Origin of the sequence: Streptomyces sp. SID8374 (genome assembly GCF_009865135.1) — a bacterium.
Classification (GTDB): domain Bacteria; phylum Actinomycetota; class Actinomycetes; order Streptomycetales; family Streptomycetaceae; genus Streptomyces.
On the sequence record NZ_WWGH01000002.1, the window covers coordinates 242,932 to 267,312 of the forward strand.

22 protein-coding genes are annotated in these 24,381 nt (G+C 72.0%); 14 read left to right on the forward strand and 8 right to left on the reverse strand.

What is annotated here, in order from left to right:
• Positions 1–2 precede the first annotated feature (2 nt).
• Positions 3–1,958, forward strand: a complete 1,956-nt coding sequence (locus GTY67_RS24760; RefSeq protein WP_161280334.1) for a galactose oxidase-like domain-containing protein — start codon at positions 3–5, stop codon at positions 1,956–1,958.
• 25 nt (positions 1,959–1,983) lie between these two features.
• Here GTY67_RS24760 and GTY67_RS24765 read toward each other — a convergent pair whose 3' ends face one another.
• The 3 genes from GTY67_RS24765 to GTY67_RS24775 all read right to left on the reverse strand — a co-directional run bounded on the left by GTY67_RS24765 (position 1,984) and on the right by GTY67_RS24775 (position 4,517).
• The gene (locus GTY67_RS24765) at positions 1,984–2,271 is read right to left on the reverse strand and encodes a hypothetical protein (protein WP_093693123.1); all 288 of its coding nucleotides are present in this window, start codon (positions 2,269–2,271) and stop codon (positions 1,984–1,986) included.
• Positions 2,272–2,321: 50 nt separating this feature from the next.
• On the reverse strand, positions 2,322–3,371 hold the full coding sequence (locus GTY67_RS24770) for a glycoside hydrolase family 6 protein (protein WP_161280335.1): 1,050 nt from the start codon (positions 3,369–3,371) through the stop codon (positions 2,322–2,324).
• A 162-nt stretch (positions 3,372–3,533) separates the two neighbouring features.
• Positions 3,534–4,517, reverse strand: coding sequence for a DUF5937 family protein (locus tag GTY67_RS24775; protein ID WP_161280336.1), 984 nt, complete (start codon positions 4,515–4,517; stop codon positions 3,534–3,536).
• Between the two features lie 81 nt (positions 4,518–4,598).
• Between GTY67_RS24775 and GTY67_RS24780 the strand changes: the two genes are divergently transcribed.
• From GTY67_RS24780 to GTY67_RS24795, 4 genes are all read left to right on the forward strand, one after another.
• Positions 4,599–5,873 carry an MFS transporter gene (locus tag GTY67_RS24780; RefSeq protein ID WP_161280337.1) on the forward strand — a complete coding sequence of 425 codons (1,275 nt, stop codon included), beginning with the start codon at positions 4,599–4,601 and terminating at the stop codon, positions 5,871–5,873.
• A gap of 10 nt (positions 5,874–5,883) precedes the next feature.
• Positions 5,884–6,393 carry a MarR family transcriptional regulator gene (locus GTY67_RS24785; protein ID WP_093693127.1) on the forward strand — a complete coding sequence of 170 codons (510 nt, stop codon included), beginning with the start codon at positions 5,884–5,886 and terminating at the stop codon, positions 6,391–6,393.
• A 121-nt stretch (positions 6,394–6,514) separates the two neighbouring features.
• A complete protein-coding gene (locus GTY67_RS24790; protein WP_093693128.1) occupies positions 6,515–6,841 on the forward strand; it encodes a DUF3817 domain-containing protein in 327 nt (108 codons plus the stop codon).
• A gap of 87 nt (positions 6,842–6,928) precedes the next feature.
• Entirely contained in the window at positions 6,929–8,629 is a 1,701-nt protein-coding gene (locus GTY67_RS24795) for a methylmalonyl-CoA mutase family protein (RefSeq protein ID WP_161280338.1), read from the forward strand.
• 237 nt (positions 8,630–8,866) lie between these two features.
• Here GTY67_RS24795 and GTY67_RS24800 read toward each other — a convergent pair whose 3' ends face one another.
• Positions 8,867–10,270 (reverse strand): HAMP domain-containing sensor histidine kinase, encoded by a 1,404-nt coding sequence (locus GTY67_RS24800; protein ID WP_161280339.1) that lies wholly within the window; start codon positions 10,268–10,270, stop codon positions 8,867–8,869.
• Entirely contained in the window at positions 10,267–10,944 is a 678-nt protein-coding gene (locus GTY67_RS24805) for a response regulator transcription factor (protein WP_176727568.1), read from the reverse strand. The genes GTY67_RS24800 and GTY67_RS24805 overlap by 4 nt, the downstream gene beginning before the upstream one ends.
• A 64-nt stretch (positions 10,945–11,008) precedes the next feature.
• Here GTY67_RS24805 and GTY67_RS24810 point away from each other — a divergent pair, with 64 nt between their 5' ends.
• Both GTY67_RS24810 and GTY67_RS24815 read left to right on the forward strand, forming a co-directional pair.
• Entirely contained in the window at positions 11,009–12,316 is a 1,308-nt protein-coding gene (locus tag GTY67_RS24810) for a UDP-N-acetylglucosamine--N-acetylmuramyl-(pentapeptide) pyrophosphoryl-undecaprenol N-acetylglucosamine transferase (protein WP_161280340.1), read from the forward strand.
• A complete protein-coding gene (locus tag GTY67_RS24815) occupies positions 12,313–13,329 on the forward strand; it encodes a GDP-mannose 4,6-dehydratase (protein WP_161280341.1) in 1,017 nt (338 codons plus the stop codon). The genes GTY67_RS24810 and GTY67_RS24815 overlap by 4 nt, the downstream gene beginning before the upstream one ends.
• Before the next feature lie 6 nt (positions 13,330–13,335).
• Here GTY67_RS24815 and GTY67_RS24820 read toward each other — a convergent pair whose 3' ends face one another.
• Positions 13,336–13,962 (reverse strand): TetR/AcrR family transcriptional regulator, encoded by a 627-nt coding sequence (locus tag GTY67_RS24820; protein ID WP_093693134.1) that lies wholly within the window; start codon positions 13,960–13,962, stop codon positions 13,336–13,338.
• 414 nt (positions 13,963–14,376) lie between these two features.
• Between GTY67_RS24820 and GTY67_RS24825 the strand changes: the two genes are divergently transcribed.
• From GTY67_RS24825 to GTY67_RS24855, 7 genes are all read left to right on the forward strand, one after another.
• On the forward strand, positions 14,377–15,345 hold the full coding sequence (locus GTY67_RS24825) for a tetratricopeptide repeat protein (RefSeq protein WP_093693135.1): 969 nt from the start codon (positions 14,377–14,379) through the stop codon (positions 15,343–15,345).
• 644 nt (positions 15,346–15,989) lie between these two features.
• Positions 15,990–16,631: a DUF6230 family protein gene (locus GTY67_RS24830; protein WP_161280342.1), complete on the forward strand. Its 642-nt coding sequence runs from the start codon at positions 15,990–15,992 to the stop codon at positions 16,629–16,631.
• Between the two features lie 96 nt (positions 16,632–16,727).
• The gene (locus GTY67_RS24835; protein ID WP_161280343.1) at positions 16,728–17,315 is read left to right on the forward strand and encodes a DUF6114 domain-containing protein; all 588 of its coding nucleotides are present in this window, start codon (positions 16,728–16,730) and stop codon (positions 17,313–17,315) included.
• Complete coding sequence (locus tag GTY67_RS24840; protein WP_161280344.1) at positions 17,305–18,636, forward strand: hypothetical protein; 1,332 nt, start codon at positions 17,305–17,307, stop codon at positions 18,634–18,636. Before GTY67_RS24835 ends, GTY67_RS24840 begins: the two co-directional genes overlap by 11 nt.
• Positions 18,637–18,989: 353 nt before the next feature.
• Positions 18,990–20,141, forward strand: coding sequence for a right-handed parallel beta-helix repeat-containing protein (locus GTY67_RS24845; RefSeq protein ID WP_161280345.1), 1,152 nt, complete (start codon positions 18,990–18,992; stop codon positions 20,139–20,141).
• Between the two features lie 36 nt (positions 20,142–20,177).
• Positions 20,178–20,702, forward strand: a complete 525-nt coding sequence (locus GTY67_RS24850) for a SigE family RNA polymerase sigma factor (protein ID WP_093693142.1) — start codon at positions 20,178–20,180, stop codon at positions 20,700–20,702.
• Positions 20,699–21,541, forward strand: a complete 843-nt coding sequence (locus GTY67_RS24855; protein ID WP_161280346.1) for a hypothetical protein — start codon at positions 20,699–20,701, stop codon at positions 21,539–21,541. Before GTY67_RS24850 ends, GTY67_RS24855 begins: the two co-directional genes overlap by 4 nt.
• 78 nt (positions 21,542–21,619) lie before the next feature.
• Here the strand turns inward: GTY67_RS24855 and pyk are convergent, their stop codons facing one another.
• Both pyk and GTY67_RS24865 read right to left on the reverse strand, forming a co-directional pair.
• Positions 21,620–23,047, reverse strand: a complete 1,428-nt coding sequence (pyk, locus tag GTY67_RS24860; protein ID WP_093693144.1) for a pyruvate kinase — start codon at positions 23,045–23,047, stop codon at positions 21,620–21,622.
• 74 nt (positions 23,048–23,121) lie between these two features.
• Positions 23,122–24,351 (reverse strand): acetate kinase, encoded by a 1,230-nt coding sequence (locus GTY67_RS24865; protein WP_343238810.1) that lies wholly within the window; start codon positions 24,349–24,351, stop codon positions 23,122–23,124.
• Between the last annotated feature and the right edge of the window lie 30 nt (positions 24,352–24,381).

Genomic DNA, 24,381 nt, shown 5'->3' on the forward strand with positions numbered 1-24,381 from the left:
CCATGGCCTACCGGCCTTCGAAGAAGATGCGGAAGACGCTCCTGGGCGGCGGCGCCGTGGTCGTGCTCGCGGGGCTCAACGCCCCGGCGGCGCTCTCCTTCGCGGAGGACCAGTACCACGCGTACAAGATCGCCCAGCCCAAGTACAAGGCGGAGTACGGCTCCTGGGAGCGGGTCGACATCCCGAAGGAGTACCGCACCAACGCGATCCACGCGGCGCTCCTGCACACCGGGAAGGTGCTGATCGTCGCGGGCTCCGGCAACGACGAGAAGAACTTCGACGCGGGCACCTTCGACACCGTGCTGTGGGACCCGGCCGAGAACACCTTCCAGAAGATCCCCACCCCCGAGGACTTCTTCTGCGGCGGCCACGCCCAACTCCCCGACGGGCGGCTGCTGATCGCCGGCGGCACCGCCCGCTACGAGGTCCTCGACGACAAGGTGAAGCGGGCCGGCGGCGGGATGCGGGTCAAGAACGAGAACCCGGACAAGCCGCTCAAGCTGAAGAAGGGCACGGTCTTCCGCTCGCCCTCGGGTGTCGAGTACGTCGCCAAGTTCGACGTCACCGTCCCCAAGGCGAAGCGCGAGTTCGAGGTCACGTACTTCAAGAGCGGCCAGATGAAGCCGTGGAAGACGAAGGTGACGGCGGCCGAGCAGCGGGTCTTCGTGGAGGCGGTGGACGACGGCGTGGAGGCGGTGGCGACCGACGCCGCCCAGTACGAGATCGTCGGGCTGAAGGGCAAGGAGGCCGACAACTCCTACGGGCTCGCCGAGAAGATCACCATGGACAAGCAGGACTTCCAGGGGATCAGGGCGGCCTACGAGTTCGACCCGACGGCGGAGAAGTACATCAAGGTCGACCCGATGCAGGAGGCCCGCTGGTACCCGACGCTCGTCGGCCTGGAGGACGGCAGGGTGCTCGCCGTCTCCGGCCTCGACGACGTCGGCGCGATCCTGCCGGGCGACAACGAGATCTACGACCCGAAGACCAAGAAGTGGGCCAAGGGCCCCTTCCACTACTTCCCGACCTACCCGGCGCTCTTCCTCACCAAGGGCGGCAAGCTCTTCTACCCGGGCGCCAACGCCGGTTACGGCCCGGCCGACAAGGGCCGTGAGCCGGGGATCTGGGACATCAAGAAGAACACCTTCACCAAGGTGCCCGGGCTGACCGACACCGACGAGCTGGAGACGGCGGCCTCGCTGCTGCTGCCGCCCGTGCAGGACCAGAAGGTGATGGTGCTCGGCGGGGGAGGGGTCGGCGAGTCCAAGAAGTCCACCGCCCGCACGGCCGTCATCGACCTCAAGCAGGCCAGCCCCGCCTTCACGGCCGGCCCCGACCTGCCGCAGGGGACGCGCTACCTGAACAGCGTGATCATGCCGGACGACACCGTCTTCACCAGCGGCGGCTCGAAGGACTACCGGGGCCGGGGCAACAGCAACATCCTCAAGGCGCAGTCCTACGACCCCAAGTCCAACACCTTCAAGGAGGCGGCGGAGCCGACGGTCGGCCGCAACTACCACTCCGAGGCGCTGCTGCTGCCCGACGGCCGGGTCGCCACCTTCGGCTCCGACTCGCTCTACGGCGACAAGGACAACACCAAGCTCGGCAAGTTCGAGCAGCGCATGGAGGTCTACACCCCGCCCGCCCTGCACCGGGGCAAGGACAAGCGCCCGGTCATCGGGGACGGCCCGGAGGCGGTGGAGCGCGGGAAGACGGTCACCTTCAAGACCGGCGACGCGGACCGGGTCGCGACGGCCCGGCTGATGCGCCCGAGCGCGGTCACGCACACCACGGACGTGGAGCAGCGCTCCATCGCGCTGGACCTGAAGAAGGGGAACGGCGAGGTGAGCGTGAGCGTGCCGGACGACGCCACGCTGGTGCCGCCCGGCTGGTACATGCTCTTCGTCACGGACACCGACGGGATCCCGTCGGAGGCGAAGTGGGTCAAGGCGTCCTGAGCCCGGGGGAGTTCACGGCCGCGGGTCAGGGGCTGGCCGGGTCGGCCCCGTAACGCAGCGGCTCGTTCTCCACGCGCGGATCGCGGCGGTAGACGAAGAGCGCGTCCGCCCGTGCGCCGCCGGCCGGTCCGTCCAGCTCGCAGGGGTAGGTGACCTGGACGACGGAGGGCCGGCCGGCGACCCGTATCCGTGTGCCGTCCGCGGGGCCGCCGACGAGCACGGCGGTCTCGTACGTCGATTCCGTCGCGGCGGACGGTCCTTGCGTCCGCCGCCGGTCCTGGGGTGTGGTGTGTGCCCTGGCTTCGTATCCCATGGCAACACTTTAAAGGTTGCGCAATCTTTGAACTATGAGTGTCCCGGACGTCAGGACTTCGCACGGTGGGCCAGGCCCAGCGCGTACTCCGGCCACCAGGTGCCCGCCTCCGGTCCGCCCCGGCAGGTGCCGTCCGACTCGCCGGGCCGCTTGATCCACAGATAGGCGTCGAGGCGGTCGTCGCGGGTGTCGGTGGTCGGGGGCGTGCCGAGCGCCCGGCCCGGCGGGTTGCACCAGGCCTCGGCGCGGTCGCCGGTGAGGGGGCCGCCGCCGTTGCGGCTGGTGTCGATCACGTAGTGCGCGCCGCCGACGGCGTCGGAGAGGAGGGCCCCGTACTCCTTCACGCTCGCGTTCGACTGGAAGTTGGAGACGTTCAGCGAGAAGCCGTCGGCCCGGTCGATCCCGGCCTGCCGCAGCGGTTCGGCGATCTTGGACGGCTCCTTGATCCAGTCCGGGTTGCCCGCGTCCAGGTAGACCTTGGTCCGGGGCCTGGCCTTGAGCGTTTCCACGGCCTCGGAGAGCAGCTGGTAGCGCTCGGCGTGGTGCTCGGGCGGGGTGCAGCCGTCCGCGATGTGGGGGAGGGCGTCGGGCTCCAGGATCACGGTGGCGGGGGCGTCGCCGATGGCCTCGGCGAACTCCCCGAGCCAGGACCGGTAGGCGTCCGCGTCCTTGGCCCCGCCCGCGGAGTAGAGCCCGCAGTCGCGGTGGGGGATGTTGTACGCGACGAGCAGGACGCTCTTCTTCGTCTCGGCCGCGGCCTTGACGGCGGCCACGATCTCGGGCCCGGGGGCGTCCCAGGCGGGCCAGAGCGCCACCGGCCGGTCGGCGATCCGCCGCAGTGCCTTCGCGTCGTCCTCCCGGCCCTGCCGGTCCCAGGCGCGCACCTGGCGGGCGGCATCGCTGTCCGGGTCCACCCAGTACGGGGACGCCGCGCTCGGCGCGGGTTCGCCGCGTACGGGGTCGGCCTCGGCGGCCGTGGGGCTCGCGCCGCCGGGTGCGGAGCAGCCCGCCGTGAGGGCGGCCGCGAGAGCGGCGGCGGCCAGGCCGGGGGGAACCCTGAGGACCCTGAAGACTCGGTGGACGGTGCTGCGGCCGGACATCCAGCCCCCTCGGACGGCGGTGGCTCACGGATACGGGATACGGGACACGTGCGCGAGGCGGCGTGTGGACGCGCGCCGGAGTGCGCACAGGGAAACGCCAGCAATCGTGACATAGCGGTCACCGGGAGTGGTGCCGCGACACCATCCGTGACCGGGCGCGGCTCAGGTGGACGCGGCCAGCGCGATCCCCAGCGCCGTCCGCTCGTACAGCACCTGGTGTCCGTACCGCCGCGACGTCAGCAGCCCCGCCCCGCGCAGCACCGACAGATGCGCCGATACGGAGGAGGGGGCGAGCCCGAGCCGGTGGGCCAGGGTGCTCGTCCCGGCCGGTTCGTCCAGCGCGCACAGCACATCCGCCCGGCCCCGGCCCAGCAGCCGGGCCAGGGCGTCCGGGGTCCGCTCACCGGCCGCGCTCCACAGTCCGCCGATCCCGCGCGCCGGGTAGATCAGCCCCGGCTGCCACGGCTCCTGGTGGCCGCCCACCACCTCGGGCCAGACGAAGACGCTCGGCATCAGCACCAGCCCCTGCCCGCCCAGCACCTGCTGGTGGTCGCCCCGCGTCCCCTTCACGGTGAGCGTCGCGCCGTTCCAGCTCAGCTGCGTGCTCACCTCGCCGAGCAGCCCGGCGAGTCCGCTGTCCGCGAGCCGGCGGGAGTGGTGGGCGATGTCCGCCTCCAGGACCGCCCGCAGCCGGGGCCAGTACGGTTCGATCAGGGTCTGCCAGGCCCGCTCCAGCAGATCGGCGATCTCGCCCACGGCCCGCGCCGGGTCGGCCAGCAGGCGCCGGCCCGCCGCCGACTCCAGTGCGGCGGGCCGCTCCGCCAGGGCCAGCGCCATGTCCGCCCGGGCGACCTCCGGATCGACCGCCCGGACCGCCGCGATCTCCTCCTCGAAGGTGGCCAGCGGGCCGATCGGGGGCGGGCAGATGAAGTCCGGATTGTGGCCGCCGTCCGGCATCAGCAGCCACAGGGGCTCCAGATCGAGGGTGGCGGCCGCCTCGCGGATCTGCCGGAGCCAGGGGAGGTGGTAGCCGTGCCGGTAGGGGCGGGCCAGGGTGCGCACGGCCTCCTGGGTCTCGACCAGCGGCGAGAGCGCGAACCGGCAGCGCAGCAGGTCGCTCTCGTCGAAGTGCAGCTGGAACGGCATACCGGCCCCCATCCAGGCGTCGAAGATTCGCCCCCGGCCGAAAGTCTAGGGCGCACGGCTCTCCCGCCCCAGGCTCCTGTCATGTCCCAGGTGCCCTCCTCCGCCCCGGCCGCCGGCTACCGCGCCGTCTTCGCCGTCACCGAGTTCCGGGCCGTCTTCGCCGCCCATCTGCTCTCGCTCCTCGGTGTCGTCGTCAGCGAACTCGCCCTCACCGTCCTCGTCTACGACCTCACCGGCTCCCCGCTGCTCAGCGCCCTGACGTTCGCGCTGGGGCTGCTCCCGTACGTCATCGGCGGGACGCTGTTCGCCGGGGTCGCCGACCGCTACCCGGCCCGCCGCGTCCTCGTCGTCTGCGACCTCGTCTGCGCGGCCTGCGTCGCCGTGATGCTGGTGCCCGCGACCCCGGTCGCCGGACTCCTCGCCCTGCGCTGCCTGGTCGCCGCGATCGCGCCGGTCTTCACCGGGACCCGGATGGCCGCGCTCACCGACATCCTGGGCGACGGCGACCTCTATGTCCTCGGCCGGTCCCTCCTGCGGATCGTCTCGCAGAGCGCGATGCTCATCGGGTTCGGTGCGGGCGGCGTGCTGCTCACCGTGGTGTCCCCGCGCGGGGCGATCGCCGTCACCGTCGTCACCTTCCTCTGCTCGGCGGCCCTCCTCCGCTTCGGCACCCGCAACCGCCCCGCCCGCGCCCGGAGCGGCTCCACCACCCTGCTCCGGGAGTCGCTTTCCGGGGCCCGCCTGGTGCTGGGCGACCGGCGCATCCGCGCGCTGCTCCTCCTGTTCTGGCTGCCCGCGATGTTCGTGGTCGCCCCGGAGGCGCTCGCCGCCCCGTACGTGGCCGAGACCGGCGCAGGTCCGGCCGCGCTCGGGCTGCTGCTCTGCGCGATGGCCGTCGGGCACGTGGGGGCCGAACTCTTCGTGGGGTCCGCGCTCCGGCCCCGTACCCGCTCCCGGATCGTGCTGCCGCTCGCCGCCGTGGGGCTGCTGCCGCTGGTCGTGTACGCGGTCCGGCCCGGGCTGCCGCTCGCCCTGGCCGCCCTCGCGCTGGCCGGGATGGGGGCGGCGTACGTCATCGGCCTCGACCAGTGGTTCGTGGACGCCGTACCGCCGGAGCTGCGCGGCCGGGCCATGACGCTGCTCACCGCCGGGCTGATGACGATCCAGGGCGCGGGGATGGCGCTGGCGGGGCTCGCGGCCGAGTTCTTCCCGGTGCACCAGGTGGTCGCCGGAGCCGGAATCATCGGTACCGCCGTCTCGCTCCTCGTCGTCGCCGAGGTCCGCCGTACGGCCCCCGGACAGATGTCCGATACCGAAAGGCGAGACGGGGCTGACCGGCATATGACCAGTCGGTAAGGTCGTGGCCGTGCCGAAGCCGCTCAGCCTTCCTTTCGATCCCATCGCCCGTGCCGAGGAACTCTGGCATCAGCGCTGGGGGCCCGTGCCCTCCATGGGGGCGATCACCTCGATCATGCGGGCCCAGCAGATCCTGCTCGCGGAGGTGGACGCGGTCGTCAAGCCTTATGGTCTGACCTTTGCCCGGTACGAGGCCTTGGTGCTGCTCACCTTCTCCAAGGCGGGCGAGCTGCCGATGTCCAAGATCGGCGAGCGGCTGATGGTGCACCCCACCTCGGTCACCAACACGGTGGACCGGCTGGTCAAGTCCGGCCTGGTCAGCAAGCGCCCCAACCCCAACGACGGGCGCGGCACGCTCGCCTCCATCACGGACAAGGGGCGCGAGGTCGTCGAGTCGGCCACCGAGGAGCTGATGGCGATGGACTTCGGGCTCGGGGTGTACGACGCCGAGGAGTGCGCTGAGATCTTCGCGATGCTCCGGCCGCTGCGGGTGGCGGCGCAGGACTTCGACGAGGGGTGAGCGGGGGCCGGGGGTGGGGTGAGCGGGGCCGTCCTTCCGGCGGCAGGACCGCGCGAAGACCGCTCCGGACGGCCGGGGGGTGGGCGAAGATCGCCCCGGACGCCCGGTTACGCTCGTGTGCATGAAACAGAACGTGCTCACCCGCTACCGGGTGATGGCTTACGTCACCGCCGTCTGGCTGCTCGTCTTCACGGTGGCGATCATCGCGAAGTACGCCTTCGACACCGGCGACACCATGGTGATCTCCCAGATCCACGGTGTGCTGTTCATCGTCTACGTCATCTTCGCCTTCGACCTCGGCTCCAAGGCGAAGTGGCCGTTCGGCAAACTCCTGTGGGTGCTGGCGGCCGGCTGCATCCCCTTCGCCTCCTTCTTCGTGGAGCCGAAGGTCAGCCGCGAGGCCCAGGCGCTGGTCACCAAGCCCGCCGCGGAGCCCGCGCAAGCCTGACCGGCACGGCACCCCCACCGCCCCGCGCAAAAGCGCCGGGCGGTTTGCCATCGACATTTACTAGGACGTCCTAGTAAATTCGAAGGTATGGACGCTGACGCGATCGAGGAAGGCCGCCTCCGCTGGCAGGCCCGTTACGACAAGGCCCGCAAGCGTGACGCGGACTTCACCACGCTCTCCGGGGACCCGGTGGAGCCCGCGTACGGGCCCCGCCCCGGCGACACGTACGAGGGGTTCGAGCGGATCGGCTGGCCGGGGGAGTACCCCTTCACCCGAGGCCTGCACCCCACCGGCTACCGGGGCCGCACCTGGACCATCCGCCAGTTCGCCGGCTTCGGCAACGCCGAGCAGACCAACGAGCGCTACAAGATGATCCTCGCGGCGGGCGGCGGCGGACTCAGCGTCGCCTTCGACATGCCGACCCTGATGGGCCGCGACTCCGACGAGTCCCGCTCGCTCGGCGAGGTCGGCCACTGCGGGGTCGCCATCGACTCCGCCGCCGACATGGAGACCCTGTTCAAGGACATCCCCCTCGGCGATGTCACCACCTCGATGACGATCAGCGGCCCGGCCGTCCCGGTCTTCTGCATGTACCTGGTCGCCGCCGAGCGCCAGGGCGTCGACCCGGGCGTGCTCAACGGCACGCTCCAGACCGACATCTTCAAGGAGTACATCGCGCAGAAGGAGTGGCTCTTCCAGCCCGAGCCCCACCTGCGCCTCATCGGCGACCTGATGGAGCACTGCGCCCGGGACATCCCCGCCTACAAGCCGCTCTCCGTCTCCGGCTACCACATCCGCGAGGCCGGGGCGACGGCCGCGCAGGAGCTGGCGTACACCCTCGCGGACGGCTTCGGCTATGTGGAGCTGGGCCTCTCCCGCGGCCTGGACGTCGACACCTTCGCCCCAGGGCTCTCCTTCTTCTTCGACGCGCACCTGGACTTCTTCGAGGAGATCGCCAAGTTCCGCGCCGCCCGCCGCATCTGGGCCCGCTGGATGAAGGAGACGTACGGCGCCAAGACCGACAAGGCGCAGTGGCTCCGCTTCCACACCCAGACCGCCGGGGTCTCCCTCACCGCGCAGCAGCCGTACAACAACGTCGTCCGCACGGCTGTCGAGGCGCTCTCCGCCGTCCTCGGCGGCACCAACTCGCTGCACACCAACGCCCTCGACGAGACCCTGGCGCTCCCCTCCGAGCAGGCCGCCGAGATCGCGCTGCGCACCCAGCAGGTGCTGATGGAGGAGACCGGCGTCGCCAACGTGGCCGACCCGCTGGGCGGCTCCTGGTACGTGGAGCAGCTCACCGACCGGATCGAGGCCGAGGCCGAGAAGATCTTCGACCAGATCAAGGAGCGCGGCACCCGGGCCCACCCCGACGGGCAGCACCCCATCGGCCCGATGACCTCCGGCATCCTGCGCGGCATCGAGGACGGCTGGTTCACCGGCGAGATCGCCGAGTCCGCCTTCCGCTACCAGCAGGCGCTGGAGAAGGGCGACAAGCGGGTCGTCGGCGTCAACGTCCACCACGGCTCGGTCACCGGCGATCTGGAGATCCTCCGGGTCAGCCACGAGGTGGAGCGCGACCAGGTCAGCCAGCTCACCGCCCGCAAGGCCGCCCGGGACGGTGCGAAGGTGAGCGCCGGGCTGGACGCGATGCTGGCCGCCGCCCGCGACGGCTCGAACATGATCGCGCCGATGCTGGACGCGGTTCGGGCCGAGGCCACGCTCGGCGAGATCTGCGAGGCGCTGCGCGAGGAGTGGGGGACGTACACGGAGCCGCCGGGGTTCTGAGCGTCACGGGGCCGGAGGCGGGGCCCGGACGCGCCGGGGTTCCGAGGTTCTGCGGGGCACGGTGGCGCGGGGCTTCCGAGGCGCTGTGCCCCGGAGCCGCCGGGCTTCCGATGTTCTACGGGGGAGGGCTCGCGTTCCAGGGCCTGTCGTCAAACTGCCGTCGTCGCCCGAAGGGCGGCAACGCCGCGAGCGTGCGTGCCAGGCGTCGCACGGCAGACGGCAGTTTGACGACAGGACCTACGGGCCCTCCCCGCCGAACACCACCGTGAACAGCGCCCCGCCGCCCGGCGCCGCGCTCGCCGTCAGCTCCGCCCCGTGCGCGCGGGCGATCTGCCGGGCCATCGCCAGCCCCAGCCCCGATCCGGGGAGGGCGCGGGCGGCCTCGGCCCGGTAGAAGCGGTCGAAGACGTACGGGAGGTCCTCGGCCGCGATCCCCGGCCCGTGGTCCCGGACGGTCAGCTCCAGCCCGTTCCCGTACGCGGTCAGCCCCACCTCCACCGGCGCGTCCGGCGGGCTGAACTTGGCCGCGTTGTCCAGCAGGTTGGTCAGCAGCCGGGCCAGCCGGGCCGGAACGCCCGGGCGGGCCGCCTCCGCCGCTCCCGGCCCGATCTCCAGCTCGAACGGGACGCGCGGCCAGTGCGTCCGGGCCATGGCCACCGTCTGCTGTGCCAGCTCCGCGATCCGCACCTCTTCCAGCAGCGGCAGCGGCTCCTCGTCCCGGGCCAGCTCGATCAGGTCGTTCACCAGCCCCGTCACCTCCCGGATCTGCCGCCCCAGCGCCCCCGAGGCCCGCTCGCGCTGCGCGGGCGTGAGCCGGTCCGCGCGGGCCAGCAGCTCCGCGTTGGTGCGCAGAGCGGTCAACGGGGTCCGCAGCTCGTGCGAGGCGTCCGCGACCAGCCGCCGCTGGGCGCTCACCGACTGCTCCAGCTCCCCGAGCATCGTGTTGAAGCTGGCGGCGAGCCGGGTCACCTCGTCCTGCCGCCCCGGCGGCCCGGGCGGCAGTTCGATGCGGTGGCGCGGGTCCCGGGTCGCCGCGATCCGCTCGGCGGTCGAGGTCAGCCGGGCCACGGGCGCGAGACCGGTACGCGACACCGCGTACCCGAGCGCCCCCGCCAGCAGCACCCCCGCCCCGCCGACCGCCGCCAGCAGCACCGCCGCCTGCCGTACGCCCTTCTCCACCGGGTCCGCGCGCAGCGCCACCTGGAGCGCCCGCCCCTCCCCGAACGGGGTGGTCAGCATCCGCAGGGACTGCCCGAACCGGGTGACGTTGCTGAAGTACGGGGCCCTCGCCCCCGCCGCCACTTCCCGTACGGGGGCGGAGACGGGCAGCGGATAGGAGGCCTCCGGGTCCGCCGCCGGGTCGGCCGGGACGACCTGGGCGCAGGCGGGCGCGGAGAGGAAGCGGCACTCACCGGCGATGGTCTGCGGCCCCTCGCCCCGGTTCTCCTGGATCACCCGGGTCGCGGACTGGGTCAGGGACAGGTCCAGCTGGTGCAGCAGCTCGTAGCGGATGACGAAGAACGCCGCCGCGCACACCCCGACCGCGACCAGCGCCACCGCCGCCGAGGCCGCCAGCGCCAGCCGCGTACGCAGCGGTCGCCTGCGCCGCCACCGGGCGCCCAGCCGCCGGACCCCGCTCACGCCACGTCCAGCCGGTAGCCGAGCCCGTGCACGGTGTGGACGAGGCGCGGCTCACCGCCCGCCTCCAGCTTGCGCCGCAGGTAACCGACGTACACCGCGAGCGAGTTGGAGTCGGGCCCGAAGTCCTGCCCCCAGACCCGCTCCAGGATCACCTCGCGCGGGAGCACCTGCCCGGGGTGGCGCAGCAGCAGCTCCAGCAGGGCGGCCTCCGTGCGGCTGAACTCCACGGGCCGCCCCGCCCGCCGCCCGGTCCGCGTCACCGGATCCAGGGTGAGATCGGCGAAGGACAGCTCCCCGTCCGGGGCGGGTGGCGCGGCCCGCCGCAGCAACGCCCGTACGCGTGCCACCAGTTCGTCCAGCGCGAACGGCTTCACCAGATAGTCGTCGGCCCCCGCCTCCAGCCCGTCCACCCGCTCGGCCACCGACGACAGCGCGGTCAGGACCAGCACCGGCGTCCGGTCCTCCATCGCCCGCAGCCTCCGGCAGACCGCGAGCCCGTCGAGGACGGGCATCATCACGTCCAGGACCAGCGCGTCCGGCTCCCAGGCGGCCACCGCCGACAGCGCGGCCAGACCGTCACCGACGCCCCGGACCTCGTACCCCTCGACGCTCAGCCCGTCCTCGACGGCGGCCCGCACTTCCGGCTCGTCCTCGGCCACCAGAATCCTGTTCATGGTCCGAAGCCTGCCAAACCGGACTCTTAGAACCTTCTTAGGCCGCCTCCCGAGAGTGGCGGCCATGCGCACACCACTCTCCGTCGTGATCGGTGCGGGCGGCACCGGCGGCCACATCTACCCCGGCCTCGCCCTCGCCGAGGCCCTGCGCCGCGCCGACCCGGACGCGGTCATCTCCTTCATCGGCACCGAACGCGGTCTGGAGACGACCCTGATCCCGGCCGCCGGCTACCGGCTGCACACCGTCGGCATGATCCCCTTCGACCCCGCGCTCGGCGCGAAGCGCTTCCTGCTCCCGGCCGCGCTGCTGCGCTCCGGCGCCCAGGCCCGCTCGGTCCTGCGTACGCAGAAGGCGCAGGTCGTCGTCGGGATGGGCGGCTACCCGAGTGCCCCGGCGATCGTCGGCGCGAAGCTGGCCGGGCTGCCCAGCGTGATCCACGAGTCCAACGCGGTCCCGGGCCGGGCCAACCAGTTCGCCGCCCGCCTCACCGAGCACCTCACCGTCGCCTTCGACGGCAGCCGCGCCCATCTGTCGGGCGGCGAGCGGGCCCTGACGGTCGGCATGCCGATCGCCGCGTCGCTGGCCGCGCTGGACCGGCCCGCGCTGCGTGCGGAGGCCCGGCGCGCGTTCGGGATACCGGATGGCGCGCGGGTGGTCCTCTTCAACGGCGGAAGCCTCGGCGCGGCCCGGCTGACGGCGGCCGCGGTGGGGCTCGCCGCCCGCTGGCGGGACCGGACGGACGTCCACCTGCTCATCAAGACGGGCCCGGCCGCGCTGACGGAGACCCGGCGGAAGCTGGCGGAGGCGGGGGTGGGGGCGCCGGGGGAGGCCCTCCGAGAGTCGGGCGGCACGGAGGAGGCCCACCGGAGGCTCACCGACGCCGGTGCGGGACCGGCCGCCGCGGGGGAGGCCCGCCGGCAGCCGGGCGACTCGGGGGCCGTCGGCCGAGCGGCGCCCGGCACCCCGGCCGGCCCCGTCGCCCGGGCCGTCCCCTACCTCGACCGCATGGACCTCGCCTACGCCGTGGCCGACCTGGTGGTCTGCCGGGCCGGCTCCGCCACGATCGCGGAGCTGGCGACCACCGGCGTGCCCGCCGTCCTCGTCCCGTACCCGCACGCCCCGGGCGACCACCAGACCCACAACGCCCGGGTCCTCTCCGACGCCGGTGCCGCCCACCTCGTCCCCGACGCCGAGACCACCGCCGACCGGCTGGCCGAACTGATCGACCCGCTGCTCGCGGACCCGGCGCGGCTCGCCGTGATGGGCCGCGCGGCCGACCCGGGCCACCACGCCCGCGCCGCCGACCTGCTCGCGGAAACCGTCATCCGCCTCGCCGGACAGCCCACCACCGCAAGGGAGTTCACCGCATGACCGACACGACCGGCAGCACCGCCGACTGGACCGGCCGCACCGTCCTCGTCACCGGAGCCGAAGGCTTCATCGGCTCCACCCTCGTGGACCTCCTCGTCCAACGGGGCGCGCGCGTCAGGGCGTTCGTCCACTACAAGCCGTACGCCGACAAGGGCCACCTCGCCCGCTACCTCCAGGACCCGCACAGCCCGGTCGAGATGATCGCCGGGGACGTCGGCGAGGCGGGCCGCGTCATGGACGCCGTCGCAGGCTGCGACACGGTCTTCCACCTCGCCGCGCTCATCGGCATCCCGTACAGCTACGACTCCCCGGGCGCGTACGTCCGTACCAACGTCGTCGGCACCGAGAACATCGCCGAGGCCTGCCGCCGCCACTCCGTACGCCGCCTCCTGCACACCTCCACCAGCGAGGTCTACGGCACCGCCCGCACCGCCCCGATCGGCGAGGACCACCCGCTCCAGCCGCAGTCGCCGTACTCCGCGTCGAAGATCGGCGCGGACATGATGGCGCTGTCCCACTGGCACGCCTTCGAGCTGCCGGTGACGGTGGTGCGGCCGTTCAACACCTACGGGCCCCGCCAGTCCGCCCGCGCCGTCATCCCCACGATCCTGGCCCAACTGCACTCCGGGGCACGGGAGATCCGGCTCGGCTCGCTGACCCCGACCCGCGACTTCACATACGTCACCGACACCGCCGCAGGCTTCCTGGCGCTGGCCGACTGCGACCGGGCCCTGGGCGAGAGCGTCAACCTCGGTACCGGCCGGGAGATCTCGGTCGGGGACCTCGCCAAGGCGCTCATCACCGCCTCCGGCCGCGACGCCGGGATCGTCGTGGACCCGGCGCGGCTGCGGCCCTCCGGCAGTGAGGTGCACCGCCTGCTCTCGGACAACACCCGGGCCCGTGAGTGGGCGGGCTGGGAGCCCGAAGTCACCCTGGAAGAAGGGCTGGAGCGCACATCGGCGTGGGTGGCGGAGAACCTCCACCTCTTCGCACCGGACCGCTACCAGGTGTAAGGGGCGCTACCCCGTCTGGGCGCCGGACAGCCCCAGCAGCAACAGGGTCGTGAACCCGCTCGCCCACTCGGCGTCCACCGGCTCCGCGCTCACCAGCGTGCGGTGCACCACCGCTCCGGCGATCACGTCGAAGATCAGGTCCGCGTTGCGGGCGGCGGTCGAGGCGTCGTCCTCGTACCGCAGCTCGCCGCGGGCCTGCGCGCGTTCCCGGCCCAGGAGCACCAGCCGCTTCTGCCGGTCCACGATGGCCGAGCGGATGCGGCGGCGCAGCGAGTCGTCCCGGGTGGACTCGGCGACCACCGCCATCAGCGCCGTCCGGGTCTCCGGCCGGTCCAGCAGGGCGGCGAACTGGAGCACCACGCCCTGCACATCGGCGGCCAGGCTGCCCCGGTCGGGCAGCTCCAGCTCGTCGAAGAGGACCGCCACCGCGTCCACGACCAGCTCGTTCTTGCCCGCCCAGCGCCGGTAGAGGGTCGTCTTGGCGACTCCGGCCCGGGTCGCCACATCGCCCATGGTCAGCTTCGACCAGCCGAGATCGACGAGGGAGGCGCGGGTCGCCTCCAGGATCGCGGCATCGGCCGTGGTGGACCGCGGACGTCCCGTTCGGACGGTTCTGGGGTCGGTGTCGCTCATGATGCGGCGACCATACCGGCCGGTAGGGAGGTCCGCTCCGCCCCGGGTTCCGTGAGACAGATCACCGGGGTGGCCTGTTCCGGCGGGCCGATCGGCAGTTACGCTACGGGTCGTAGCGTAAGGAAGGCGGCAGGCCCGCCCCCGTACGCCACGGAACGAACGAGCGACAGCCACTAGGCGCCGGGTGGGGACCCGGGGCCGCACGGACCGGCCGGATGGGGATCCGGAAGGTCCACCGGGTCCTATCGGGGCCCGTCTCTGTTCCACCGGGGTCTTTTCGGAGCCCCACCGGGGTTCTTCAGGGCCCCGGGGACCGTCTCGATCCGCCCGCCCGGCACACCGGCCGGCGCCGCGGACCGGCCCGGTTCCCGTATCGCTTTCCGGAACGGCGTGCTCAGGGGGGAGGATGTACGTATGCAGCCTAGGAACATGTCCATGAGCGGCGTCGTCGACCTCGCCGCTGTCAAGGCGGCCGGCGAGGCCAAGGCCAAGGCGGAGCAGGCCCGCGCACAGGCCGCCCGCACAGGGGGCACCGGCGCCGTGTCGCCCGCCGCCCTGGTGATCGACGTCGATGAAGCAGGCTTCGAGCGCGATGTCCTCCAGCGCTCCGCCGAGGTCCCGGTCGTCATCGACTTCTGGGCCGAGTGGTGCGAGCCGTGCAAGCAGCTGGGCCCCCTGCTGGAGCGCCTGGCCGTCGAGTACAACGGCCGCTTCCTGCTGGCCAAGGTCGATGTCGACGCCAACCAGATGCTGATGCAGCAGTTCGGCATCCAGGGCATCCCGGCGGTCTTCGCCGTCGTCGCCGGGCAGGCCCTCCCGCTCTTCCAGGGCGCGGCCCCCGAGGCCCAGATCCGCGAGACGCTGGACCAGCTGATCCAGGTCGGCGAGGAGCGGTTCGGCCTCACCGGGATCGCCGTCGACCCGAACGCCTCGCCGGACGCCGCTCCGGCCGAGGTGCCGGCCGGCCCGTACGACCACCTGCTGGAGGCCGCCGCCTCCGCTCTGGACGCCAACGACTTCGGCGGCGCCGTACAGGCGTACAAGAATGTGCTCACCGACGACCCGGCCAACCCGGAGGCCAAGCTCGGCCTGGCCCAGGCGGAGCTGCTGGCCCGCGTCCAGACGATGGACCCGAACGCGGTCCGCAAGGACGCGGCGGACAACCCGGGCGATGTGGCCGCCCAGGTCGCCGCGGCCGACCTGGATCTGGTCGGCGGCCATGTCGAGGACGCCTTCGGTCGGCTCGTCGAGGCGGTCCGCCGCAACACCGGCGACGACCGGAACACCGCCCGGCTGCGCCTGCTGGAACTCTTCGAGGTGATCGGCCCGGACGACCCCCGGGTCACCGCCGCCCGCACCGCGCTGGCGCGTGTGCTGTTCTGACGCGCGGGCCGATCGTCCCGCCCGCGAGCTGATTGTTCCGATGTGACAAGGCGGCCGTGATCCCCCTCGGGGATCACGGCCGTTTTGCCGTCCGAACGCTAAGAGACACCCTCGCTTTACCAAAACTTGACAATGAGACGTGCTGTTACTGGCAGTAAGTCGGCAAGGCCGCTCTGTCCCGTTTCCGGTTCGTTTCATGCCATCTCGATGTCCCTTTCGTGCCACCCTGTGTGGCCGCGTGATGTCGCCCGGTCGCGCCACGGTTATCAGGTCGTTACTGGCAAGTAACGAACCCCCTTGTGCGGCGGCTCCGAATGCACCACGATCGGCCACGCTCGGTCCCATACCTTCAGCCCGGTCTCCAGCCGGTGCGGGAGGGCCTGTTGGGTCCCCACCGAGTGGGCCGGCGGCAGTGGTGCCGGCCGTGGACAGGGGGGTTCCCGCCAGGAGGCGGGGCCTGTCCGACCGGCTGTACACACCGTGCAGCCAGTGGTTTGTCGCTCGGGGGTGAACGCCGGTGCAGCGGGTGCGGTACATGCCTCCGTCTGCGGGCGCTCTCCTTCCCGAGGACGTAGCACTTCTCCCATCCCAGGCCGGGGCTCATGCCCGGTCGGAGATGTACGTCCGAGAAGAAGGAGCAAGTTATGAGTTCCCAAGTTCGCGGTGGGACGAGATGGAAGCGGTTCGCTCTGGTCATGGTGCCGAGCGTCGTCGCGACCGCGGCGGTGGGTGTCGGTCTCGCACAGGGTGCGCTGGCCGCGTCCTTCGCCGTGTCCGGCCAGAGCTTCAAGGTCAGCACCGACAAGCTGGTGGGCGAGAACTTCGTCCAGTACGGCAGCGTCGCCGCCGGCAAGGACCTTGAGGGCAACGACGCCGCGCACCCGGTCGCGGTGTCGGGCTTCAGCGATGCCACGATCACCAACATGTGCCAGTCGGTGGTCACGCCCAAGGTGCCTTTCGGTATCGGCAACGTCAGCTTGCAGCTGAAGGCCGGTACCAACCCGGCCAACCCGGTCCGGGCCACCAACCTGTACCTGGACGTCGCGCAGCTGGACGCCGACGCCTACTTCGAGAACATCGACATCGGTGTCGCGGCCGGTTCCGTCGGTGCGCCCGGCATCCAGCCCGGAACCGAGAAGGGTGTCAACCCCAACGGCTTCGCGCAGCGGGCCAAGAAGGCCACCCTGACCGACGTGAAGCAGACGGCGTGGGCGACCACCGCCGGCACCTTCAAGCTCAGCAACCTGAGCCTGAAGCTGCACAAGGGCGTCAAGGAGTGCTTCTAAGCACTCGCCCGGGTGGCCGGGACGCCCCGGCCGGGCTCTCCGGCCACCCACCCTTTCTCTTCTCACAGCAGTACCGGTTCCAGGGAGCTGTTTTCCATGAGCCCCGAGTCCACAGGGCAGAACGAGCACAACCTCACCGTCTACCGGCGGGGATTCCGTACCTGGCGGGGTAACCGGCCGTTCTGGGCGGGTCTGTTCACCATCCTGGGCGGTGCGCCCATCGCCTACTTCCCGTACGCCGATCTCCACCTCGGCAATATGACGCTGGCGATGTCCACCACCGCCGGCGCCGGATCCCTCATCATCGGGGTCCTGCTGATCACGCTGGGCCTGACGATGTGGTTCCACTCCATCGTCCGGGTCTTCGCCGGGGTCGCGGCCATCCTTCTCGCGCTGATCTCCATACCGGTCGCCAACATCGGCGGCTTCGTGGTCGGATTCCTGCTCGCGCTCATCGGCGGAGCCCTGTCCATTTCCTGGGCGCCGGGCGAGCCGCAGACGGACGACGCGGTGGCCCCGGTCGACGAACAGGACCCGCGCGGCGAGACCTTGTCCCTGGACAAGCAGCAGCAGGAGAGCGGATACCCCGAGGGCGCCCTGCACGGCGCGGCCGTACCGCAGCAGCCGGCGGGCGACCATGACGCGGCCTCCGGCTACGACGGGGGGACACACCGTGCGGGGTGACGAGAAACAGCAGCCGAACGCGTACCCCGGCGACGACCTCCGCGAGCGCAAGGGCCCCCGTCACGCGGCCCCCAAGAAGTCGCTGCTGACCAAGTTGCACATGCCGAGCGGCAAGAAGGCCTTCGCGCTCGCCGCGATGCCGACCGCCGTCTTCGTCGGCATGGGCCTCACGCCGAAGCTCGCCATGGCCGACGGCAACCCCGACATCCCCTTCGCCCCGGGCCCCTGCGTCACCCGGTCCGACGAGCCGAGCGGGTCGGAGTCCGAGTCCCCGAAGGCCACCCCGACCCCGTCCGCGACGCCCACGGACGAGCCGGACCAGGGCGAGAAGCCCGGCGAGGGCGACGGCGCGACCCCGAAGCCCACGGAGAGCGGCGCGGCCACCGAGGACCCGGCGGCCGACGAGAAGCCGGATGCGGCCAAGCAGCCCGACGCGGCGAAGAAGCCCGCCGAGGAGCCGAGCCCCACCCCGACGCCCACCAAGTCGAAGAACCCTCTCGACCCGCTGGGCCTGGGCGACGCCCTGAAGGACCTCTTCGACCCGGACAAGGGCAAGGACAAGGCCGAGGAGAAGCCCGAGGAGACGGCGAGCCCGTCCCCGAGCCCCACGGCCGGGTCCCCGAAGCCGGCGGACAAGCCGAAGGCCCCGGAGAAGGAGGCGCCGAAGGCCCCCTCGAAGGATCCGGCCAAGGACGCCTCCGACAAGACGGCCGACGCCATCCGCGAGGCCGCCGCGAAGGCGGGCAAGGACGTCGAGGAACTCGACGACGACGTCAAGGGACTCGACCCCAAGAAGGACGAGGACATCCCCGACGGCGCCAAGCCGCGCTTCCCCTGCCCCGAACCCGACCCGGAGGCCCTCGCCGCGGCGTCCCTGGAGCCCGGCATCCCGCTGCTCCCGGCCGACCCGTGGGTCCTGGAGTCCTCGCTGCTCACGCTCAACGGCCTGGACTACAAGGGCATCGTCGAGGTGAAGAAGGCGGACGGCTCCATCAAGAAGGTCCTGAAGTTCACCGCCAGCTCCATCGACATCAAGGACCTGCACCAGCTGACCGTCGGCCCGGCGGGCACGACCGGCCACGTGAAGTCGCGTCCGGGCTCCACGTCGACCATCCGCAACGGCACGGTGACGATGTACACGGAGGAGCTGAAGGGCAACCTCTTCGGCCTCATCCCGATCACCTTCAGCCCGCAGACCCCGCCGCCCCTGAACGTGCCCTTCGCCTTCTTCACCAAGGTGAAGGTCGTCCAGGCCGGCCAGTTCGGCGGCTCGCTCAAGGTTCCCGGCCTACAGAACTACCTGGAGGGCGGCAAGAACTAGCCGCCACCACCCGATCCCGTCCGGGAGCCGCACAGAGCCGTGGGCCGTGCCCCTTACGAGGGGCACGGCCCACGGTCATCTGCCGTGGAGAACGGCGGGTCGCGTCACCGGTACCACGGTGAGCAGTCCGTCCAGCCCTCCGACCCCGCTACCCAGGCATGCCGCAGCGTGCCACCGGGTGCTGCGGCATGCGTGGCCGCCCTGCACGCGCCGCTCGGCAGTCCGTCATCAGCCACCCCGCATTTCGCGCACGCCCACGGCAACCTTTCCGCGAGCGGCGGCAACCAGGGGACACGGGCAGGCACCCACCTGCCCCCAGCCCTGCCGACCGACCGAGCGAAGGAACCACCCACGTGAGCACCAGCAGAGGACGCCACCGCAGGACCCGTACGCTTTCGGCCGCCGTGGCCGTCGCCGTGGCCGCCGGGGGCGTGGGCGTCTGGGCGGCCGCGGCCCCCGACGACGCGAGCGCCGCCGAGACCGTCGTCGTCTCGACCACGGACCAGCTGGAGAAGGCCTTCGCGGCCGCGGCCCCCGGCACCACCATCCAGCTGCGCGGCGGTACGTACACCCCGGCCGAGAGCCTCAAGAGCCAGGCGAACGGGACCGCGCAGCGCCGGATCACCGTCACCGCCCACGGGACGGAGAAGGCGGTCGTCGACGGGTCCGAGCTGCCCGAGGGGGAGTGGTTGGTCGCGATAGGCGGCGACCACTGGACCCTGTCGAACCTGACCTTCCGCAACTCCCGCGCGCACGGCGTCGTCGTGACCTCGTCGATCGGCGGGATCTTCCGCAACCTCACCACCCACGGCAACGGCGACTCCGGCTTCACTCTGCGCGGGGAGGGGACGAGCGACAACCTGATCGAGAACCTGGACTCGTACGGCAACTACGACGCCAAGAACCACGGCCAGAACGCCGACGGCCTCGCCATCAAGTTCGGCTCCGGCACCGGAAACAGGGTCGTCGGCGCGCGCCTCTACAACAACGCCGACGACGGCATCGACCTGTGGCAGTGGGCCAGCCCCGTGCGGATCGAACGCAGTTGGGCGTACGGGAACGGGGTCAACCGCTGGAACGACTCCGCCTTCGAGGGCAACGGCAACGGCTTCAAGCTCGGCGGCGGCGGGGCCGGCGCCGCGCACGTGGTCACGGACAACGCCGCCTGGAACAACAGCAAGCACGGCTTCACGGAGAACAGCAACCCGGGCGCCCTGCGCCTGCACCGCAACACCGCCTACGCCAACGAGGCCTCCGGCTACTACTTCGCCGCCTCTCCCGCCCGCCTCTCCCGTAACCTCGCGGTGGACAACGCGAACGGTGCGGCCAAGCTCTCCCGGCGCGTCGTCTCCGCCGCCAACACCTGGGACACCGGGCAGGCGCGGCCCGCGGGCCTGCGTACCGATCCCACCACCGCGTACGGGCCCCGCCGGGCCGACGGCTCCCTCCCGGCGACCAGCTTCCTGGTCACCGGCACCCCGGACATCGGCGCGGGGATGAAGTAGGCGGCGATCCGTACGTACGAGGGAGGGGTTCCGGGCATGGCCGACGACGCGTCCGCGGAGTTCCATGACTTCTTCGACCGCCACCACGCCGAACTGGCCCGCCTCGCCCACCTGCTGACGGGCGGGGCCGCCGACGCCGACGACCTGGCGGCGGACGCCCTGGTGGCGCTCTGGGACCGCTGGGACCGGGTCCGTGCGGCCGAGCACCCCGTCGCGTACGCCCGTGGGGTCGTCGCCAACATGGCCCGCAGCCGCATCCGCGCGGCCGTACGCGAACGCCACCGCGTCGCGCTCTTCTGGTCCCGGCGCGGCGACCCGGCGGAGGGCCCGGACGTGGCGGCGGTCCTCGATGTGCGGCAGGCGCTGGGGCGGCTGCCGTTCCGGAAGCGGGCGTGCGTCGTGCTGCGGCACGCGTTCGACCTGTCGGAGAAGGACACCGCCCTGGCCCTCGGGATATCCGTCGGCACGGTCAAGAGCCAGACCTCCAAGGGGATGGCGGAGCTCGAACGGCTGCTGGACGGCCGGACCTCGCTCGAACTCGCGGGAAGGGGAGAACGATGAGCGACCTGCCCAGGGAGCTGCGGGAGGCGGCCCGCTCGCATGAGCCGGACCGGGAGCGGATGCTCGCCCGTATCGGGAGCGCCCGTCCGGAGACCCGGGGCGCCCCCGCCCGCCGGACCCGGTTCGCCTGGCCGGGGGTCGCCCTCGCCGGGTTCGCCGCGGCCGGGGCGTGCGTGGTCGGCGGCTTCGCCGTGGCCTCGGTGGTGCAGGGGCCCGACGACGTACCGGGATCGTCCGTCGTACAGGAGGAACCTCCCGAGGAGCGGGCCACACCCGCGCCCCGGCCCTCCGCCCCCACCCCGTCACCCCCGGCCCCGACCGTCAGCCCCGAGGCGACGGCCCCCACGCCTTCCAGGACTCCGGAGCCGCCCGCCCGGCCGCCCTCCCCGTCGGCCGGCGGGCCCTCGCCCGGGACCGACGAGAACCGCAGGGCCCTCTCCACCACCGACGGCCCGCTCTGGGCCGACGGCTCCATCGCCCCCGAGGACAACCCCGACTGGGCGCAGAGCGAGGTCACGCTCAAGTCCCAGGAGCCGCTCACCGCGCTCACGGTGGAGCTGCTCGTGGCGCAGAACGGCCAGGTCCGCCCCACCGGCACCTGGCAGACCCGGCCGGACGGGGACTTCGACCTCTCCGTACGCGAGCGGGACGGCGTCCTCGTCCACCGCTGGACGCTCAAGGCCGGCCGCACGGTGCCGGCCGGGACGCATGTCTTCGCCGGGCAGTACGACCACGCCCCGGGCGGCCGGGACGCCGCGCCGGACACGTACCGGGCCACGGCCAGGACCGCCGACGGCGCCGTGTACGAGGTCGGCGGCGACTTCGCCCGTACGACCTGACGAAGTGACCGAACGCCGAGGGGCGGTGCTCCGGATCGCTCCGGAACACCGCCCCTCGGGGTCGTTCGGCTTGCGGGACTAGCCCTGCTCGCCGCCCAGGTGGTGGACCCGGACCATGTTGGTGGTGCCGGGGATGCCGGGGGGCGAACCGGCCGTGATGACCATCGTGTCGCCGTGGTTGTAGCGGTTGAGCTTCAGCAGCTCCGCGTCGACCAGGTCGACCATCGCGTCGGTGTTGTCCGCGTGCGGGACCACGTGCGACTCGACGCCCCAGCTCAGGGCCAGCTGGTTGCGGGTGCCCTCGTCCGTGGTGAAGGCCAGGATCGGCTGGGCCGCGCGGTAGCGGGAGAGGCGGCGGGCGGTGTCGCCGGACTGGGTGAAGGCGACCAGGGCCTTGCCGTCCAGGAAGTCCGCGATCTCGCAGGCCGCACGGGCCACCGAGCCGCCCTGCGTACGGGGCTTCTTGCCGGGGACCAGCGGCTGGAGGCCCTTGGAGAGCAGCTCCTCCTCGGCGGCGACGACGATCTTCGACATCGTCTTGACCGTCTCGATCGGGTACGCGCCCACCGACGACTCGGCCGACAGCATGACCGCGTCCGCGCCGTCCAGGATCGCGTTGGCGACGTCGGACGCCTCGGCGCGGGTCGGCCGCGAGTTGGTGATCATCGACTCCATCATCTGGGTCGCCACGATCACCGGCTTGGCGTTGCGGCGGCACAGTTCGATGAGGCGCTTCTGCACCATCGGGACCTTCTCCAGCGGGTACTCCACCGCCAGGTCGCCACGGGCCACCATCACACCGTCGAACGCCATGACGACGCCCTCCATGTGCTCCACCGCCTGCGGCTTCTCCACCTTGGCGATGACGGGGACCCGGCGGCCCTCCTCGTCCATCACCTTGTGGACGTCCTTGACGTCGTCGGCGTCCCGGACGAAGGAGAGGGCGACCAGGTCGCAGCCCATCCGCAGGGCGAAGCGCAGGTCCTCGACGTCCTTCTCGGAGAGAGCGGGAACGTTCACCGCCGCGCCGGGCAGGTTGATGCCCTTGTGGTCGGAGATGACACCGCCCTCGATGACGATGGTCTTGACCCGGGGGCCGACGACCTCGATGACCTTCAACTCGACGTTGCCGTCGTTGATCAGGATCGGGTCGCCCTTGGTGACATCGCCGGGCAGACCCTTGTAGGTCGTGCCGCAGATCGACTTGTCGCCGGGGACGTCCTCGGAGGTGATGGTGAACTCGTCCCCGCGGACCAGCTCCACCGGGCCTTCGGCGAACTTGGCCAGCCGGATCTTCGGGCCCTGGAGGTCGGCGAGCACGCCCACCGCGCGGCCGGTCTCGGCGGCCGCCTTGCGGACACGGTCGTACCGGCCCTGGTGTTCCTCGTGGGAGCCGTGACTGAAGTTGAAACGGGCCACGCTCATGCCGGCCTCGATCAGAGCGACGAGCTGCTCATGGGAGTCGACGGCGGGACCGAGGGTGCAGACGATTTTGGAACGGCGCATAGGGCGGATCCTATCGGTTTGTTTCGCTGCGGAATATTCCGTCTGGTGGAAGATACAAAGGGGCGCGGGGGTGCTCAGTTGTCGACCTGTACGGCGTCCGGGGCGACGAGCGCGAACGTCTGGTCGGCGATCTCCAGCTCCTCGTCCGTCGGCACCACGGCGACCGCCACCCGTGCGTACTCCGGAGAGATCAGCCGCGGCTCACCGGACCGTACGGCGTTGAGGCCGGCGTCCACCGCGAGACCGAACTCCTCCAGACCCGCGATGGCAGCCTCCCGCACCGGGGCCGAGTTCTCCCCGACCCCCGCCGTGAACGCCACCGCGTCCACCCGGCCGAGCACCGCCGCGTACGCGCCGATGTACTTCTTCAGCCGGTGGATGTAGATGTCGAAGGCGAGCGCGGCCTGCTCGTCGCCCTCCTCGATCCGGCGTCGGATCTCCCGCATGTCGTTGTCGCCGCAGAGGCCGACCAGCCCGCTCTTCTTGTTGAGCAGGACATCGATCTCGTCCGTCGACATGCCCGCCACCCGCTTCAGGTGGAAGGTGACCGCCGGATCGATGTCCCCGGAGCGCGTACCCATCACGAGCCCCTCCAAGGGGGTCAGCCCCATGGACGTCTCCACGCACCGCCCGCCCGCGACCGCCGATGCGGAGGCCCCGTTGCCCAGGTGCAGCACGATGACGTTGACGTCCTCGGGCGCCTTGCCCAGCAGCTCGGCCGTCTTCCGCGACACGTACGCGTGCGAGGTGCCGTGGAAGCCGTAGCGGCGGATGCGGTGCGCGTCGGCGGTCTCCACATCGATCGCGTACCGGGCGGCCGCCTCGGGGATCGTCGTGTGGAACGCCGTGTCGAAGACCGCGACCTGCGCCAGGTCCGGGCGCAGCGCCTGCGCCGTCCGGATGCCCGTGATGTTGGCCGGGTTGTGCAGCGGGGCGACCGGGACGAGGCGTTCGATCTCCTTGAGCACCTCGTCGGTGATCACGGTCGGCGCGGAGAACTTCAGCCCGCCGTGCACCACCCGGTGGCCGATCGCGGCGAGTTCGGGGGAGTCGAGGCCCAGCCCGTCCGCCGTCAGCTCCTCGGCCGCCGCCTTGAGCGCCGCTTCGTGGTCGGCTATCCGGCCCGTACGCTCCCGGGGCTCGGCGCCGCCGCCGGCCAGCGGGGTGTGCACCAGGCGCGAGGTCTCCTCACCGATCCGCTCCACCAGACCGGAGGCGAGCCGCGAGCGGTCGCGCATGTCGAGGAGCTGGTACTTCACCGAGGAGGAGCCGGAGTTGAGGACGAGGACGCGGTGCGGTTCCACAGGGGCTGCCGTGCTTTCGTTTCCGAAGGG